Here is a 16,652-nt window from a genome sequence, read left to right on the forward strand (position 1 = left end):
TTCCCCTTCGCTTCCCATTGGCACGGCGAGCTGGGAATGCGACAGCATTATCTCGACGAGGGACGGGGAGCCCCGGTCCTGCTGCTGCACGGGAACCCCTCGTGGAGCTACCTCTGGCGCCGCCTGGTGGCGGACCTGCGCGCCGACCACCGCTGCATCGCCCCGGACCACATCGGCATGGGCTGGTCCGACCGGCCGCGGTCGAGCGCCTACCCCTACACCGCCCTGCGGCGGCTGGCCGACCTCGAAGACCTGATGGACCACCTGGTAGGGGACAAGGACGCGCCGAAGGACGGCTGGACCCTCGTGGCCCACGACTGGGGCGGAGCCATCGGCATGGCCTGGGCACGACGCCACCCCGGACGAGTCGCCCGCCTGGTCCTGCTCAACACCGCCGCCTTCCCCTGGCCCCCCGGCTACCGACTGCCCCCGGTGGTCGACCTGATCCGCCGCTCCCCGCTGGTGGCTGCCGCCGCCCACCGCGCCAACGCCTTCGTCCGGGCCTCGGTCCGCCTCGGCACCGTCCAGCCGATGCCCCGGTCCGTCCGCACCGCCTTCACCGCCCCTTACCGGGCGCTGCGCAACCGCGAAGCGATCGTGCGCTTCGTCCAGGACATCCCCCTCTCCCGCCAGGACCCCTCCTGGCCCCTGGTCTCATCCGCCGCCGCCGAGGAGACCGAGCACCTGCGGCACCTGCCGACCTTCATCGGCTGGGGCGACCAGGACCCCGTCTTCACCCCCGCCATCGCCCGCGAGTGGCAGCGCCGCCTGCCGCACGCGCACATCGAGCACTACCCCGACGCCGGCCACTACGTCCTCGAAGACGCCCACGAGCGGCTCGTCCCCGCCATCCGGACGTTCCTCACCGCCAACCCGCCTGCCCCCGGCCCCACCGGAAGGAAACCGTGACAAAGATCCACACCCGCGTCCGGGACGTGGCCGTCCACGTCCCCACCCAGCGCCAGACCACCGCCGAACTCGACACCATGATCCGGGCTGCCGCGGGCGACACCGAAGTCCCCGACACCCTCCTGGAACGGCTCTACGGCCTGGAGGAACGCACCGTCGCCCCACCGGACACCTACCCCTCCCACCTCGCCGCCCAAGCCGCCCGCGATCTCCTCCAACGCACCGGATGCGCCGCGCACAACGTCGACCTGATCATCTACGCCGCCGTGACCGGGGACGTGGAGGAACCCGCCACCGGACACATCGTGGCCGCGGCGCTCGGCGCACGCTGCGCGGTGTTCGACGTGAAGAACGCCTGCAACGCCGTCATCAGCGCAATGCAGATCGCCGAAGCGCTGATCGCCACCGGCACCTACCGGCGGGTGCTGATCGCCACCGGCGAGGTCCTCTCCCGCTTCACCCGCCGGCGCATCCACGACCGGGCCGACCTCCTCCTCGGCCTCGCCACCTTCACCTGCGGCGACATGGGCGCCGCCATGCTCCTGGAAGCCTCCCCACAGCCGGGCATCCTCGGCAGCCGCTTCGCGTGCGCCTCCGAGGGCTGGCCGGCCGCACTCGTCCACAACGCCTACGCCGGCCACCACGACGCACCTGCCCCCGAGGCCCGGGTCGACTCCGAGGCACTGGCGTCCGCGGCCACCGTCCCCATCGCACGGACCCGCGCCCTCTTCGCCGACCTCGCCCTGGACCCGGCGCGCGACCTCGCTCTCGCCTGCGTGCACCAGCCCTCGGTCGCGTTCCTGCGGACCCTGTGCGAGCGCTTCGGCATCCCCGTGGACCGCACCATCAGCACCTTCCCCCACCACGGCAACGTCGGCGCCGCATCCCTGCCCCTCCAACTCGTCCGCGCACGCGACGCCGGACGCCTCGCCCGTGGCGACCGCATCGCCCTGCTCGGCGCGGCCAGCGGCCTGAGCCTGGGCCTGGTGATCCTCCAGTGGTGAACCCCGCCCCCACACTGCCGGACCTCCTGCACCGGCACGCCACCACCACCCCGCACGCCCCCGCCCTCACCCACCTCCGCGCCACCCGCGCCGACACCCTGAACTTCGCCCAGGTCGCGGCCGAGGTCACCGCCACCGCCAACGCCCTGGCCGCCGCCGGGATCACCGTCGGTACCAGAACCGTCCTGATGACCAGGGGCGCGCGTGAGTTCGTCGTCACCTTCTACGCCCTCCTCACCCTCGGCGCCGTCACCGTCCTGATCGACCCCGGACTCGACCGCCGGGCGGTGCGCCGCTGCCTCGACGAGACCGCCCCCCACGCCCTGGTCGGCGAACCCGCGGCACACCTGGCTCAGCGTGTGCTGCGCTGGGCCAGCGCCAGCATCCGGATCAAGGTCAGCACCAGTCAGTCCCGGCTCGGCCCCTGGGAGACCGTCACGAGCCTGCGCGCCGCCGCGCCCCGCCCCGCCCCAGCGGCGTGCGCGGACCAGGCACCGGCGCTGATCGCCTTCACCTCCGGTTCCACCGGCATCCCCAAAGGGGTGGTGTACACCGGCCGGCAGCTGGTCCTGCAGAGCCGCCAGGTCGCCACGGCCTTCGGCATCCGGCAGAGCACCGCGGCGCTCTGCGCCTTCCTCCCCTTCACTCTCTACCTCCCGGCGCTGGGCGCCCACGCCGTCATACCGCCCTTCGACCCCCGCCGCCCGGCCGCCGCCGACCCAGCCCGCCTCCACGCGGCGATCACCCGGACCGGCGCCAGCGTCCTCTTCGGCGCCCCCGCGCTGCTCACCGTTCTCGCCCGGCACTGCACCCGGCGCGGGATCACCCTGCGCACCGTCACCGACGTGGCCAGCTTCGGCGCCCCGCTGCCCAGCGGACTGCTCACTCTCCTCGACCGCTGCCTCCCGGCCGACGCCCGGATCCGCAGCGTCTACGGCGCCACCGAATGCCTACCGGCCGCCATCGCCGAACGATCCGACCTCCGGCGGCGTGCGGCCGGCGACCCGGCCCTGCCCGGCCGCCTCATCGGAACGCCGATCGACCCGGTCCGGGTCCGGATCGTACCTGTCGACCTTCCCCCCACCGCGGAGTGGAACGAGGCGCTCGCGCTGCCGGCGCGCACCGTCGGCGAGATCACCGTCTGCGGCGAGCACGTCAGCCGCACCTACTACGGCCGGCCGGAGGCCATCACCGCCGCCAAGATCCGCCACGACGGATCCACCATCCACCGCACCGGCGACCTGGGCTGGATCGACGAGGACGGCGGGCTCTGGTACTGCGGCCGCAAGGCCCACACCGTCACCACGGCCGCCGGAGCCCTGTACACCGAGCACATCGAACCCCACTGCGACCGCCTGCCCGGCGTCCGCCGCTCCGCCCTCGTCGGCCTCGGCCCGCCCGGCCGCCAGGAAGCCGTCCTGTGCGTGCAACCGGACGACGCCCGTGCCGACCCCGCAGGCCTGCTCGCGGCCGTCCGGACCGGGCTCGACCAGCTGGCCGGCGGCCCGCTCGTCCGCCAAGTCCTCATCCATCCCCGGCTCCCCGTCGACATCCGCCACAACAGCAAGATCGACCGGGACCGGCTCGCCGCCTGGGCTGGCCGCCGACTTCCCGCACGGAACCACCGGCCACCGGGAGGAGAACGATGAAGGTGCTCGTCACCGGCGGCAGCGGCTTCCTGGGCACCGCCATCTGCCACCGGCTCCTCGCCGCCGGCCACCAGGTCCGCAGCCTCTCCCGCCGCCCCTCACCCACCCTCCCCGCCACCGTCGACCAACGCCCCGGTGACATCACCGACCCCGGCGCCCTCGACAGCGCCGTCCAGGGCTGCGACGCGGTCGTCCACACCGCCGCGCTCGCCGCGATCTGGGGCTCCCGCAGCGCATTCCACGACACCAACGTCCGGGGCACCGACCACGTCATCGCCGCCTGCCTGCGCCACCACGTCCCACGGCTCGTGCACACCTCCACCGCCAGTGTGGTCTTCGGCGCCACCGACCTCACCGGCGCGGACGAGAGCACCCCCTACCCCGCCCGCCACCTCGCCGCCTACCCCTGGTCCAAGGCCCTCGCCGAACGCGCCGTCCTGGCCGCCAACTGCCCCGCGTTGGCGACCGTCGCCCTGCGCGTGCACCTCGTCTGGGGCCCCGGCGACCCGCACTTCCTGCCCCGGCTGCTGCACTCCGCCCGGCGAGGCACACTCACCCTCGTCGGCGACGGCACCAGCACGGTCGACACCCTCCACATCGACAACGCGGCCCGCGCCCACCTCGACGCGCTGGACCGCCTCACCCCCGGCTCACCCGCCGCGGGCAACGCCTACTTCATCACCCAGGACGAACCCGTCCCCCTCGCCGACATGGCCCGCGCCCTCCTCGCCACCACCGGAAGGCCCGTCAGGATCCGCCACCTGCCCCTGCGAACGGCCATGCCGATCGCGTCGGCGGCCGAACAGCTCTGGAGGCTCGGCCGACTCCGGGGCGCACCCCCGCTCACCCGCTTCCTCGCCGCCGAACTCGCCGCCAGCCACTGGTTCGACATCACGGCAGCCCGCCGCGACCTCGGCTACCGCCCCGAGGTGACCACCGCCGCCGGCCTCGAACACCTTGCCCGCACCTTCGCCCACGGACCACCGGCGGCGTGAGCCCCGGACACCGCCCTGGGCGGACCATGGGCCTGGCGGCACCGAAGTAAAGATCCACAGCGATGAGGCGGGCTGTCCGCAGTGGACGGCCCCCAACGAGCGGCTCCCACCGGGGCCGCGCACCGTCCGGGACCCCCATGGCCTGGACACCGGCGGTCGGCCTGGCACAAGGCCCAGCTACGTCGTCGGGCTCCTGACGGGCCGCCCGGGTGCGCCTGGGGGCGAATCCACCCCGATGCCCCCGGGTGTCTCCCCGGGACTGTCTCCTGGTGCTGCCCCCAGGGGGATCTCCTCGCCGGAGTTTCGACTTCTCCCCGGGTCAGACCGAGGATCGGGCTGACCGAGCTTTGCCGGCAACCCTTTTCCTTCCCTGACCCGAGCTTGTTTGGTGCTGGTGGTTGGCGGCTGGATGGAGCGGTACGGTCTCGGGTTCGCTCTGGGGCCGACGGGCCCTGAGCCGCTCCAGGTCCGCTCTGCCCCTGTTGCCCTCGCGCGGCGGAGAGGCGGGGGTGGGGGTGGCCGGGCGGTGTCGGTGGTGTGAGGTGCTAGAGAAGCGAGACGATCACCACCACGGGGAAGCACCGTGAACGACCACGAGGGCCCCTGGGGGGCAGCCCGTCCCGGCCCGCTCCCCCCGGGTTCACTCCCGCCGGCCCGCCCGCAACCCCAACGGCTCGACCGCCCCGCTGCCCTCTGGGTTTGCCGTCCCTGCGACGCCACGCTGGCCACTGCCGTCTGACCCGGTGTCGGTGCGGGTCAGTCGCAGTCGTTGCAGATCGGCTGGTTGTACTTGAGGCGGGCGAGCTTTGGACGCGGCCGTCACCACAGCCGGCGCGCGGTTCGAGGTGTTGGAGGCGGTCAACATCGTCGTCCCCGACGGGTTGCTCATCCCGGACCTGGTCGTCGCCGACGCGGCAGCCGCCGCCGAGGCCGGCACCACCCTGAGCGCGCAGACATCTTCGTGGCCTTCTACGTCGACCGTCTCGTCCAGGTGGGCGAGACCACCGCAGTCACCGACCCGTTCCTCCTCGACTTCGACCCGGCGAGGCTGCACCGGTAGTCCACACGAACCTGATGGCCTACGCCGCCGGAACGCCCGTCCCGACCGCTCCCAGCACGACCGTGTGCAAAGACGCTCACGTCGTCCGTGCATAGGACCGCCGAACCGGGTCAGGAGAAAGCCATGTCCGGTTCTACGAAGGGTGATTCCGTGGAGAACATCATGTGGGAGTACCAGGAGAACTCCGGTCATTGGGCCGGTGCGGACCTGACGGGTTACAAGGTCGAAGCCAGCGACGGGCACATCGGCAAGGTCGACAAGCACTCCGAAGACGTGGACGCCCGCTACATCGTGGTGGACACCGGCCCGTGGATCTTCGGCAAGCACGTCCTGCTTCCCGCCGGCACCGTCGCCTCGATCGACACTGCCAACGAGACCATCCACGTCAGCCGCACCAAGGAAGAGATCAAGAACTCCCCGGAGTTCGACAAGGACAAGCACACCGGTGACGCCGACTACCACCAGCGGGTCGGCAGCTACTACAGCGATAGCCGAACCGGCTACTGACCGGCGCCCTCGCCGCGCGCGCCTTCCGACCCGTGAGGGCTGCGAGCCCGGTGGCCATGACTGACCGCTGCGGGCTCTCGATGCCCGCCTTCTCCGAGCCCTCCACCGATGCACCTCTGCCGGCTCAGTCCGGCGGGCGAAGGCTGCTGCCCGTTGAGCTCCCGGGGCCTGCTACCCAGGCGCTGATCGGCGCTGCTGCCAAGGTGAACACCACGCCGAGTGCAGCCACGCCGACCAGTGCGCCGCGAAGGCCGCTGCTGTCAGCCAGCAAGCCCACGTAGGCCGGGCCAAGCACGAAGCCCAGGTAAGCGGTCGTGGCGACCTTGGAGGTGGCCCGGCCGTACTGAGCGGGGTCGGTGCCGCCCAGGCTGCGGCTGAGCAACGTGGGGAACAGCGTCGCGCTACCCAGGGCGGTCAGCACCAGTCCGACCAGGGCCACCGCGATCGAGGGGGCGGTGGCCAGCGCCGTGCTGCCTGCGGTGGCCAGGGTGCCTCCACCGAGCAGCATCGGGGTGGGGTGGCTGCGTGAGAGCGGCGCCAGGCTCAGGCGCGCGAGCGCGGCGGTGGCGGCGAAGGTCGCCGGCGCCGCGGCCGCCGACTGGGGTGAGGCGGTGAAGACGTCGGTGAGCATCACCGCTCCCCAGCTCTGGTCGGCGTTCTCGATGGCGTAGGCGAGGGCAGCGACCAGCCCGACGACCAGCAGCGGCGAGGTTGGGCTGATCCGGCGCGGCGGTCCCGCCGAGACCCGGGCGCCGCGCGGCGCGGCCGCGCGGGAGTCTGCCGGTGCCCTCTGCTCCTCACGGGCGGCTCCGCGAGCATCCATGTGGGCACCAGCCTCCTGCTGGCGAGCTGGAATCTGCAGCGACGTGCCGGTCAGCTGCACTGCCGCTGCCAAGGCGAGCATCACCGCGGCGACCATGGCGAAGGCCGCCAGCAGTGACAGCCCCGCACCCAGCAGCGCTCCGGTGGACAGACTGGCGATGACCACGCCCAGGGAGAACAGCCCGTGGGAACGTGTGAGAAGAGGCTTGGCGGTGGCGTGCTCGGCGCGCCCGGCCAGGGTGTTGATGGCCACGTCCGCAGACCCGGAGGTGGCGCCGACCACGAGCATCCCGATGACCAGCAGCACCGCCCCGTCGGCGCAGGCAGTGATGAGAAGGCCCGCGCCGGCGAGGGCCGCCAGCAGCCATGCCACCACGCGGAGCCCGAAGCGGTCCACCGCGCGGCCGGTGAAGGCCATCGACGGCATCGCCCCCAGTCCGACGAAGAGAAGGGCGACACCCAGCCGGCCCTCGCTGACCCCGGCCTCGGTGCGCAGCGCGGGCAGGGCAGCTCCCCAGGCGCCCCAGAAGATCCCGAACGCAGCGAAAGCGGCGAAGGGCGCGTAGGCGGCGCGGGCCCCGAGGAGGGGAGGACTCGGCGCGGAAGAGACCGTGTCTGGAGTCATGAATCGTAACGTTACACAACGTATGCTGCCGACGTGTCCACACCTGAGCAGCGGCGTCCCACCGTCAAAGATGTCGCCGCTGAGGCGGGGGTTGCGCCAATGACGGTCTCCTATACCTTCAACCACCCCGCGCGGGTAGCCGAGGCCACCCGTGCGCGGGTGCTCGCGGCCGCGGCCCAGCTGGGCTACCGCCCCGACAGCACGGCTCGCGCTCTGCGCTCCGGGCGCACCAAGCAGCTGGGGGTGGTGGTCGGAGAGCACCTGTCCTATGTGTTCGACGACCCGCAGGCGGCGCAGTTCGTGGCCGGGATCGCCGACGTCTGCGTCAGCGAGGACCTGGGAGTGGTGCTGATCCCGACCCGAGGCGATGCCGGCGACGTCGACAGGGTGCTGGCAGCGGCGGTGGACGGCTACGTGCTGTGGACCACCGTCGCCGATGACCCGGTGCTGGCCGCCGTCGCCGGCAGCGGGCGACCCGCTGCCATCCAGGGCGGTCCTGCTCACCCGGGGCTGGTGTGCATCGGGCCTGATGATCGCGCAGCCGCGGCCGCGGTCGCGGCGGCCACGCCGCTGGCCGGGGCGACGCCCGTCATCATCAGCTTCCCCCTCGACCGGCGCCGCACCAGCGGTGTCCTCCGTGGGAGCGACCTGCCCCCTGACCTGATGGACCTGAAGGCGGTCCCCTTCCCCGTCACCGGGGCTCGTCTGGCCGGCTACCGCGATGCGCTGATCGAAGCCGGCCAGGACTGGGACGACGTGCGCATTGCAGTCGTCCAGCGCAACCAGCGCGAACGGGGTGAGGAGGCGGCCGCGGCGCTGCTGGGGACGGTGGAGGGCTCTGACCCTGTGGTGGTGCTGGCGATGAGCGATGAGCTGGCGCTGGGGGCGCGCCTAGCGGTGGCCCGCGCACAGCGGGAGGTGGTGCTCACCGGCTGGGACGGCTCGCGAGAGGCCACCGCCTCAGGAGTCTGGTCGGTGGCGGCACCGTTGCGAGAGCAGGGCCGTGCGTGCGCGCGAGCGGCCCTATCGGGCGAGGCCGACAGACCCCAAGTGCCGTGGGTCGTGGTCGGGCCCGAAAAACGGCCGGACACTGAGCGGTAGGTAGTTGAGGGTGTAGTTGGCGGCCAGTCACTCGGGCGGTGAAGGTGTAGTCGTTGGTGCCGTCCGGCGCAGACGCCCCAAACGGGCTGGTCCGGGCGCGCTGAGCAGCCCGGCCCCTGAGGCCGGTCAGCTCGATGCCGAGCAGCCAGCCGCCGCTGTAGTTGGTCGCGGCCGACAGAGCGGTGAGCAGGCGCAGAATGGCGCCGGAGGCTGTGATCCTTCTCAGTGCCAACCACGGTTCCACTGCTCCCGGGGTTGGTGCGGATCGTCGGGATGGTCTGATGCGCTGGTCAGCGGGGTTCTGGAGTGCGTTGAGCCGGGCGATCGCGTCGGTGATCAGGTGGGTCCAGGGCCATCGGTGATTGAAGAGCAGGTGGCGGGTGCGGGCGGTGGCCGCAAGGCGGGCCGCGGCGGAGAACGGTCGGAGGAGCATCTTCTTGGGCTCCCAGTGGCGGGCTTCGCCGTCGAGGGCGAGCATCGGCAGCCAGGCGAGCAGGTCCAGGGCGAGGGAGACGACCTCCAGCCAGACCTGGTTCTGGGCGGTGTCGTGCAGGGTGAGGTTGCGCAGTCCGGTGGCATGGGCGGCGCGGATGCGGCCCTCGGCGCGGGCCCTGCGGCGGTGGCGAAGTTCGAGGTCGGCGAGCTGGCCGCCGGTGGTGTTGGTGGCGAAGACGGTGAAGCGGTGGCCGTCGATGTCGGTGATCCGCAGCTGGGCGCCGGGGTGCGGGCGTTCCTTGCGGACGATCAGCCCCTCGGCGAGTCCGACCGGGAGCTCTGGCCAGAGGCCGGGCGGCGTCAGAAAGTACGCGCGGATCGGCTACCGACCGTCACTGCGGCGGGCTTGGCGCTGGGCCCGGAGTTGGTGGACAAACGCGGCCGCCTCACCGCTGAGGCTGACCCCGGCCGCGAGGGTGCCCCAGATGCCGATCGTCTGGATGATGTCGCCGACACCACGCGAGGTCTCGCCGACGGCCAGCTCACTCAAGGCGCGGTACAGGGCACTGCCGGGCAGGAACGGAGTGACCGCCGGGATCACCCACGGGAGGGTGGAGGCCCGGGCGCTGACCGCGAGTTGGCCCATCGCCCCGATCGCGGTGGCCACGATCCCGGTGGCCAGGAGGCGTGAGCAGCCGGCTTCGCGTAGCGCGATGTAGGCGATCAGGCCCCCGAGGCTGAGCAGCACCGCCGTGCCCCAGGCACGGGGCGGCACTTTCATCCGGTAGGCGACGGCCCAGGCGAGGAGAACAGTGCCCGCCAGGCGCCAGGAGAGGTAGCTCGGCGGGCTGGCGGGCGGCAGCAGCGGCAGGTGACGGCCGAGCTGCGCCGCGACGGTGAACGCGGCGCCGATGCCGGCGACCAGGGCGAGGAAGATCAGCACGGCGTCAAGGAGCCGCGCGTACGCGGTGAGGTAATGGCCTGTCAGGGAGTCCTGGACCGCCCCGATCACCGTCAAGGCCGGAAGCAGGGCCAGAATCCCACCCACCACGATCGCCGGACTGTCGCGGCCGTGTCCGAACTCGTTCATCACGATGGCTGCCAATGCCGCCGGCAAGGCGGCTGCGACCGAACGGTAGAACGTCAGGACTCCGTAGCCCTCGAGGAGTGAGAAGACGCGGTTGGCCACGGTCGCGGCCAGGAAGGAGGGCAGGACGACCCGCAGCCCGCCGCCGGCCACCAGACTTCCACCGGCCGCCACGGCTCCGCCGTGTGCGGCAGCCGTGCCCCATGAGGTCATCCGGCCTCGCCAAGCCACCCTGCGGCTGTCGAACCGGGGGAGCGCAGCGGGGGTCGGGCGCAGAGCGAGCGCCCGTCGGCGTGCTTCGGCCGCCGGCATCGCACCCTCACTGATCTCCTGGATCAGTTGCTCAGTCTCTCCGAGCGCGGTGAAGTCCGTGAAATGGCGGCGCATCACCCGCTGCTCGACCGTCGGCTTCGTGTCCGTCGGCATCCGCCCCGAGAGGGACAGAACCCAGAGGGTGGCGCTCGGCTCGCACCACAGGAGTCCGTAGGCCTCGGCGGTGACCAGCATCCCGGCGCAGGTCTCCTCGGCTGACGCCCCGTTGGCGAACAGTGACTCGCCGATCAACAAGGCCAGGGCGATCACGAACGCCGCGTCGGGAGCGGTGGGGTCGTCCGGCGGACTCAGCATCGGGTCTGGATCGTCCTCCAGGCCGCGCAGCCGCCCCAGGTTCTGCTGGAGCCATGGCAAGGGCCTGCTCGGCACTGCGGCACCTCCGACTACGGTGATTTCCTCTCCGCCCGGCCAAGGTGTCATGTCTCGCTCCTCCGGGCCCGTCGGCCTGGGCCGTCCGGCGCATCGCATCGGCATAGCCGGCAGCAGCCGCTGCCCGGCTAAGTGAGTGCGAAGGTGTTTCAGTCGTGTCGCCAGGCCGGTGCCGAGTCGCCGGAGGTCTGGACGAGGTGAGCGTGGTGCATGAGCCGATCGGTACCGGCTCCGGCGAGGGCCTTGGGCATGATCGGGTCAAACCCGGACGGGTGGATGTTGCCGGTCACCGCGATCGAGCGGCGCTCGTAGGCGGCGCCGGTGATTCGGGAGAACGCCTCGGCGACGTCCTCGCCGACCGGCAGTAGGTCAACATCACCAGCGACGATGAGGCCGGCCCGGCGGATCCGCGCGACGGTCCTGGCAGTCGACCCGTCGACCTTCGACTTGCGCGGTCTAGTGGCGGTGGCCGCCGACGTACAACAGCAGGATGACGAAGAACGCGAAGAAGTGGGTGCCGGCGATGTAGATCGCGGCCCGGGTCCAGGCCTGTTTGCGCTTGGCCTTCTCGTCCTTGACGGCGTTGCTCACGGTGGGCTCTTCCTTCGGTGGTCGGTGCGTCAGCCGGGTCGGCGGCGGCTGTGGGAGGTGTGGCCGGTCAGCAGCCCCGGGCGGTGCAGGTGGTGGTGGGCGTAGGAGATCGCCTCCGGGGCGCTCGGGAAGACCCGGCCCAGCCCGTGCAGGTGGTCCAGTACGCCGAGGGCGTCCAGGGTGCGGCGGTGTTCCGGCCGGACGCCGGAGACGAGGACCAGGACGCCCCGGTCGGCGAGTCGGTCGATCGCCTCGCCCAGTACCCGCGCCCCGGTGGCGTCCATCGCGCTGACCCGGGACAGCCGCAGGACGACGGCCTGGAACTCGGCGGTGTCGGCGAGCTCGAGCAGGAAGCGGTGCGCCGCGGCGAAGAACAGCGGGCCGTCCACCCGGTAGGCGACGATCGTCCCCCGGCCCTCGGCCGGGAGGTCCACCCCGGCCGGCGGCGGCCCTTCGTGCAGGTCCACCCGGGTCAGGGCCGCCGAACGGGCCACCTGGCGCAGCGCCAGTGCGCCGGCCACCAGGAGGCCGACGAGCACGGCGGTGACCAGGTCGAAGGCCAGGGTCGCGCCGGCGGTGAGCAGCATGATCGCGGCCTCGCCCCGCCCGGAGCGGGCCAGCGCCCGCAGCGAGCCGACCTCGACCATCCGTACGGCGGTGGCGATCAGCACCCCGGCCAGGGCGGCCAGCGGGATGCCCGCCACCAGCGGCGCGGCGGCGAAGACGACCACCGCGAGCAGGGCGGCGTGCACGAGGGCGGCGAGCCGGGAGACCGCGCCGGAGCGGACGTTGACGGCGGTGCGGGCGATCGCGCCGGTGGCCGCGACGCCCCCGAAGAGCGGGGCGACGAGGTTGGCGATGCCCTGGCCGAGGAGCTCGCGGTCGCTGTCGTGGCGCTCGCCGGCGCTCATCGCGTCGGCGGCGGTGGCCGACATCAGCGACTCCAGCGCGGCCAGCGCCGCCACGGCCAGGGCGGCGGTGGCCAGCTGCGGTACGGCACCGGGGTGGAGGAAGGAGAGCGAGGGCGCGGGCAGCCCCGAGGGCAGGTGCCCGATGGTGGCCGCGTCGAGACCGGCGAACCGCACGGCCAGGGTCGCGGCCACGACGGCGACCAGCGAGAACGGCAGGCCCGGCCGCAGCCGCGCACCGAGCAGCATCACCGCCGCCACCCCGGCGGCCAGCCCCAGCGCGGCCGGGTGCGGCGCCCGGGCGAAGCCGGCCGCCGCGTCCCAGGCGGAGACCAGGACGTTCGAGGCCCCCGGGGCCCGTACGCCGAGGGCGGCGGGGAGCTGCTGGAGGCCGATCACCAGCGCGATGCCGACGGTGAAGCCCTCCACCACCGGTACCGGCACGTAGGCCATGAACCGGCCGACCCCGCCGAGCGCGGCGGCCACCAGCAGGACGCCCGCCAGCAGGCCCACCGTCAGCACGCCGCTGGTGCCGTACCGGTGGACGATCGGTACCAGCACCACGGTCATCGCCCCGGTGGGCCCGGAGACCTGCAGCTCGGACCCGCCGAAGAACGCCGCCAGCGCACCGGCCACCACGGCCGTGGCCAGGCCGGCCTCGGCGCCCGCACCGGAGGCCACCCCGAAGCCGAGCGCGAGCGGCAGCGCCACGATCGCCACGGTGAGGCCGGCGACCAGGTCGCGGCGCGGGGAACGTCCCATCCCGGCCAGTGTCCGCCGGGAGGGAAGTACCGCCCGGACCCGGGCGACGGCGCGCCCGAGGACCGCTGACCGGCCGAAGGCCGGGGGACGGCGGAGCGGGTTCATGCGGGCTCCGCCGTCCGGACGGTGCCGCGCAGCTGGGCCCGCAGCAGCTCCATCACGCGGAACGGCCACCTTGGCGCTCCTCCATTTCTGCCCTGCCCGTTGCGTCAGGTCGGCCGCGCCGGCCGACCCCGCTTGCGCGAAGAACTATCTATGAACATGAAGAATTCTTCAAGCCGTGAGTTGTCGATGGGTCGGCCGCGCCACGGGTCGGGCCGGTCGCTCGGGTCGCTGCCTGCGGGGTGATCGCCAAGACTGGTGACGTTCCGTCATCGGTCGAGCGTGCTGGGAGTCTGTCGGTGGACTGGAGTGACCTCGCGATCCTGGCGGGCAGCCTGCTGCTCGTCGCCCTGGCGATGCAGCTGCTGCAGCGGCTCAACCCGCCGAGCCTGCGGGTGCCGCACAACGACGTGGCCGGCTTCATCTGAGCCGCCGTCGGGGTGCTCTACGCCGTGCTGCTGGCCTTCGTGGTGATCGTGGTGTGGGAGAACACCGCGACCGCCAAGAGCACCACCTTCAAGGAGGCCAACGCGCTGGCCGGGGTCTACTGGCTCTCCCGTCAACTGCCGCTGCCCGAGGGCGCCACCCTGGAGGGGCTGACGGTGCAGTACGCGCACGCGGTGACCGACACCGAGTGGCGCGAGATGCGCGACCACCACAGCGACCCGGCCGCCACCGCGCTGATGTACCGGATCCGAGACACCGCACTCGCCTTCAAGCCGGCCGACGACCAGCAGACGGTGCTCTACGACCACCTGGTGACCGGGGTGGAGGACCTGGCCGGCGGCCGCCGGGCCCGGCTGAACGAGATCACCGAGGTGGTGCCTCCGCTGCTCTGGGTGGCGCTGATCGTGGGGGCGGTGATCACGGTGGCCTTCACCTTCCTCTTCGGCCTCTCCAACACCTGGGTGCACCTGGCGATGGTGCTCTCCCTGACGGTGCTGGTCTGCCTCTCCCTGATCGCCATCCGCAACATGAGCTACCCCTTCGACGGCCTTAACCCGGTCAAGCCCACGGCCTTCGACGTGTTCCTCGCCCGGCTGCCGCCGGCCCGCTGAGCCCCGCCTCGGCGGAGGGCGGGCCTCGGCGGGCCGCAGGGCTCAGCCGGCCTCAGCCAGCCTCAGCCGGCCTTGTGGCGGGCGCCGCCCTCCACGTGGACGGTCTCGCCGGAGACGAAGCCGGCCCGGAGCAGCCAGAGCACCGCGTCGACCAGGTCCGCCGACTCGCCGTGCCGGCCGACCAGGGTGCCAGCCGCGCTCTTGGCCAGCAGGGCGGCCTTCTGTTCGCCGAGGCGGTCCCAGGCACCCGAGTCCACCACGCCGGGGGAGACGGCATTGACCCGCACCGGGGCCAGGTCCGCCGCGAGGTGGCGGGCGGCGTACTCCACCGCGCCGTTGGTCACCCCCTTGACCAGCGAGCCCGGCCCCGGGCGCCAGCCGACCACCCCGGAGAACAGCACCATCGAGCCGGTGGGGCGCAGCACGGGCGCGAAGTGCTTGGCGACCAGCATCGGGCCGAGCACCTTCGCGGTGAACGCGGCCACCAGGCTCTCGCGGTCCAGTTCGGTGGCCCGGACGTCGTGCGGCGCCGAGGCGGTGGTGACGATGTGGTCGAGGCCCTCCGCCGCGAGGTGCTGCGCCGCCGCCGCGATGGTCGATTCGTCCTGGAGGTCGATCCGCAAGGCCGTGGCGCCGATCTCGTCCGCCAGCGCCTCGGCCGCGGCCAGGTCGCGGGCGGCGATCACCACCTCGTACCCGTCCTCGCGCGCCCGCCGGGCGACGGCCGCCCCGAGGCCCCGCGCTCCACCGATGACCAGTACCCGCTCCATGGGTTTCCCTCCCGCTCGTTAGGATCTGGCCTCACGGTATGGATTCGATACCGGTATCTTCAACGAAACCGGAGGCGGCGGTGGCCAAGGCCTACAACGTGATGGCGGCGACCTGCCCGAGCCGCACCGTGCTGCACCGCATCGGCGCCCGCTGGACCGTCTTCGTGGTCAACGCCCTGGAGGACGGCCCCCGCCGCTTCACCGAACTCAAGACCCACATCCGGGGCATCACCCCCAAGGCGCTGACCGAGACCCTCCGCTCCCTGGAGGCCGACGGCCTGATCAGCCGTCAGGAGTACCCGGAGAACCCGCCCCGGGTCGAGTATGCCCTCACCCCGCTCGGCGACTCCCTCCTCGTCCCGCTCCGCGCCGTCCGCCAGTGGGCCGAGGCCCACGTCCCCGACATCGAGGCGGCCCGGGCTCGGCAACCGCTGGACTGACCCGCCGGTGGTGCGGGCCCGGCAGGAGGATGTCAGTGGGGGAGGGCGTCGCGGCGGGTGGTGGCAGGGAGTGGACAGGGGCTCCGGGGTGGGGGTGGGCGGGGTGGTCAGGGGGAGTGATCGACTGCAAGGGTCGGCTGCTGTCGGGCCATTCGGCTGCCAACTGTCCAGTGAGGGAAGATTCGTGAGCGATACAGCGCGTACCATCGGGGTCGTCGGTGCCGGTTCGATCGGTGCCACGGTCTGTGCCGATCTCGTCCTGCACGGCTTCCGGGTCGTCCTGGTGGACCGTGATCCGGCGGCGCTGGAGCGGGCCCGGCGGGTGGTGGCGGAGGCGGTGCGGTTCGGGCCGATGCTGCGGCCGGGGCTGCCGAGGGTCGGGGCGGCGGAGGCGCTGGCCGGCGTCACCACGTACACCGCGCTGGAGGCGCTGGGCGGCTGCGAGTTCGTGGTGGAGAACGTCAGCGAGGAGTGGGAGACCAAGCGGGCGGTCTACCGGGAGCTCGACCGGGTGCTGCCGGCCGGGGTCGGGATCGGGGTCAACACCTCCAGCATCGGCATCGGCCGGCTCGCCGCCGAGACCGGCCGGCCCGAGCTGGTGGTGGGCATCCACTTCATGAACCCGGCCTACCTCAAGGAGGCCGTGGAGGTGATGCGCGGGGCGGAGACCTCGGAGGCCTGCATGGCCTACGTGATGGGCCTGTTGGCGGACCTCGGCAAGGAGGGGATCGTGGTGGGGGACTTCCCCGGCTTCGTCAGCAACCGGATCTCGCACCTCTTCTTCAACGAGGCCGCCCGGCTGGTGGAGGAGGAGGGGGTCGAGCCCGCCGTGATCGACCAGATCTTCAAGCGGTGCTTCGGCCACCGGATGGGCCCGCTGGAGACGGCGGACCTGATCGGGCTCGACACCGTGCTGCTCACCCTGGACAGCCTCCACGAGAGCTACCGGGACGACCGGTTCAAGGCCAGCGCCCACCTGCGCGCGCTGGTGGCGGACGGCCGGCTCGGCCGCAAGACCGGGGCCGGCTTCCACGCCTACGGCCTCCCGGCGGGCGGTACGGGCGCCGCCCAGGGATGAGGGCCAGGGATGAGGGCCGGGGGTGAGGATCGGGGGTCGGGGCGGGG

At 72.7% G+C, this 16,652-nt stretch carries 15 protein-coding genes and 2 pseudogenes; 10 read left to right on the top strand and 7 right to left on the bottom strand.

Annotation, left to right across the window (positions count from 1 at the left end; all coding sequences use genetic code 11):
- Positions 1–36: 36 nt before the first annotated feature.
- The 5 genes from CFP65_RS35280 (at position 37) to CFP65_RS35305 (ending at position 6,124) form a co-directional block, all read left to right on the top strand.
- On the top strand, positions 37–909 hold the full coding sequence (locus tag CFP65_RS35280) for an alpha/beta fold hydrolase (RefSeq protein WP_217368217.1): 873 nt from the start codon (positions 37–39) through the stop codon (positions 907–909).
- Positions 906–1,913 carry a 3-oxoacyl-ACP synthase III family protein gene (locus tag CFP65_RS35285; protein WP_104819988.1) on the top strand — a complete coding sequence of 336 codons (1,008 nt, stop codon included), beginning with the start codon at positions 906–908 and terminating at the stop codon, positions 1,911–1,913. Before CFP65_RS35280 ends, CFP65_RS35285 begins: the two co-directional genes overlap by 4 nt.
- Positions 1,910–3,562 (top strand): fatty acid CoA ligase family protein, encoded by a 1,653-nt coding sequence (locus CFP65_RS35290; protein WP_158702526.1) that lies wholly within the window; start codon positions 1,910–1,912, stop codon positions 3,560–3,562. Before CFP65_RS35285 ends, CFP65_RS35290 begins: the two co-directional genes overlap by 4 nt.
- The gene (locus tag CFP65_RS35295; RefSeq protein WP_104819990.1) at positions 3,559–4,557 is read left to right on the top strand and encodes an NAD-dependent epimerase/dehydratase family protein; all 999 of its coding nucleotides are present in this window, start codon (positions 3,559–3,561) and stop codon (positions 4,555–4,557) included. The genes CFP65_RS35290 and CFP65_RS35295 overlap by 4 nt, the downstream gene beginning before the upstream one ends.
- Before the next feature lie 1,183 nt (positions 4,558–5,740).
- Entirely contained in the window at positions 5,741–6,124 is a 384-nt protein-coding gene (locus CFP65_RS35305; RefSeq protein ID WP_104819992.1) for a PRC-barrel domain-containing protein, read from the top strand.
- A 124-nt stretch (positions 6,125–6,248) separates the two neighbouring features.
- On the opposite strand, the gene CFP65_RS39470 is transcribed toward CFP65_RS35305, so the two are convergent.
- Positions 6,249–7,571 (bottom strand): MFS transporter, encoded by a 1,323-nt coding sequence (locus CFP65_RS39470; RefSeq protein WP_158702527.1) that lies wholly within the window; start codon positions 7,569–7,571, stop codon positions 6,249–6,251.
- A gap of 33 nt (positions 7,572–7,604) precedes the next feature.
- Between CFP65_RS39470 and CFP65_RS35325 the strand changes: the two genes are divergently transcribed.
- The gene (locus tag CFP65_RS35325; protein WP_217368218.1) at positions 7,605–8,672 is read left to right on the top strand and encodes a LacI family DNA-binding transcriptional regulator; all 1,068 of its coding nucleotides are present in this window, start codon (positions 7,605–7,607) and stop codon (positions 8,670–8,672) included.
- Positions 8,673–8,967: 295 nt separating this feature from the next.
- Here CFP65_RS35325 and CFP65_RS35330 read toward each other — a convergent pair.
- From CFP65_RS35330 to CFP65_RS35345, 5 genes and pseudogenes are all read right to left on the bottom strand, one after another.
- Positions 8,968–9,420 (bottom strand): annotated as a pseudogene (locus CFP65_RS35330) (transposase); the annotation flags it as partial.
- 69 nt (positions 9,421–9,489) lie between these two features.
- A complete protein-coding gene (locus CFP65_RS35335) occupies positions 9,490–10,896 on the bottom strand; it encodes a threonine/serine exporter family protein (protein WP_158702528.1) in 1,407 nt (468 codons plus the stop codon).
- 149 nt (positions 10,897–11,045) lie between these two features.
- Positions 11,046–11,336, bottom strand: a pseudogene (locus CFP65_RS35340) (ATP-binding protein); the annotation flags it as partial.
- A 16-nt stretch (positions 11,337–11,352) separates the two neighbouring features.
- Complete coding sequence (locus tag CFP65_RS41575) at positions 11,353–11,487, bottom strand: DUF6126 family protein (protein WP_254552733.1); 135 nt, start codon at positions 11,485–11,487, stop codon at positions 11,353–11,355.
- Positions 11,488–11,516: 29 nt separating this feature from the next.
- The gene (locus tag CFP65_RS35345) at positions 11,517–13,262 is read right to left on the bottom strand and encodes a SulP family inorganic anion transporter (protein ID WP_104819998.1); all 1,746 of its coding nucleotides are present in this window, start codon (positions 13,260–13,262) and stop codon (positions 11,517–11,519) included.
- Between the two features lie 296 nt (positions 13,263–13,558).
- Here CFP65_RS35345 and CFP65_RS41930 point away from each other — a divergent pair, with 296 nt between their 5' ends.
- Together CFP65_RS41930 and CFP65_RS35350 are read left to right on the top strand one after the other, a co-directional pair.
- Positions 13,559–13,687, top strand: coding sequence for a hypothetical protein (locus CFP65_RS41930; RefSeq protein ID WP_256387293.1), 129 nt, complete (start codon positions 13,559–13,561; stop codon positions 13,685–13,687).
- Positions 13,688–13,699: 12 nt separating this feature from the next.
- Positions 13,700–14,317 carry a DUF4239 domain-containing protein gene (locus CFP65_RS35350; RefSeq protein ID WP_217368219.1) on the top strand — a complete coding sequence of 206 codons (618 nt, stop codon included), beginning with the start codon at positions 13,700–13,702 and terminating at the stop codon, positions 14,315–14,317.
- A 62-nt stretch (positions 14,318–14,379) separates the two neighbouring features.
- On the opposite strand, the gene CFP65_RS35355 is transcribed toward CFP65_RS35350, so the two are convergent.
- Positions 14,380–15,087, bottom strand: a complete 708-nt coding sequence (locus CFP65_RS35355) for an SDR family oxidoreductase (RefSeq protein WP_104819999.1) — start codon at positions 15,085–15,087, stop codon at positions 14,380–14,382.
- Positions 15,088–15,167: 80 nt separating this feature from the next.
- Between CFP65_RS35355 and CFP65_RS35360 the strand changes: the two genes are divergently transcribed.
- A complete protein-coding gene (locus CFP65_RS35360) occupies positions 15,168–15,527 on the top strand; it encodes a helix-turn-helix domain-containing protein (RefSeq protein ID WP_104820000.1) in 360 nt (119 codons plus the stop codon).
- Between the two features lie 184 nt (positions 15,528–15,711).
- Positions 15,712–16,605 (top strand): 3-hydroxyacyl-CoA dehydrogenase family protein, encoded by an 894-nt coding sequence (locus tag CFP65_RS35365; RefSeq protein WP_158702529.1) that lies wholly within the window; start codon positions 15,712–15,714, stop codon positions 16,603–16,605.
- The last annotated feature ends 47 nt before the right edge of the window (positions 16,606–16,652 follow it).

The organism is Kitasatospora sp. MMS16-BH015 (assembly GCF_002943525.1).
GTDB lineage: Bacteria > Actinomycetota > Actinomycetes > Streptomycetales > Streptomycetaceae > Kitasatospora.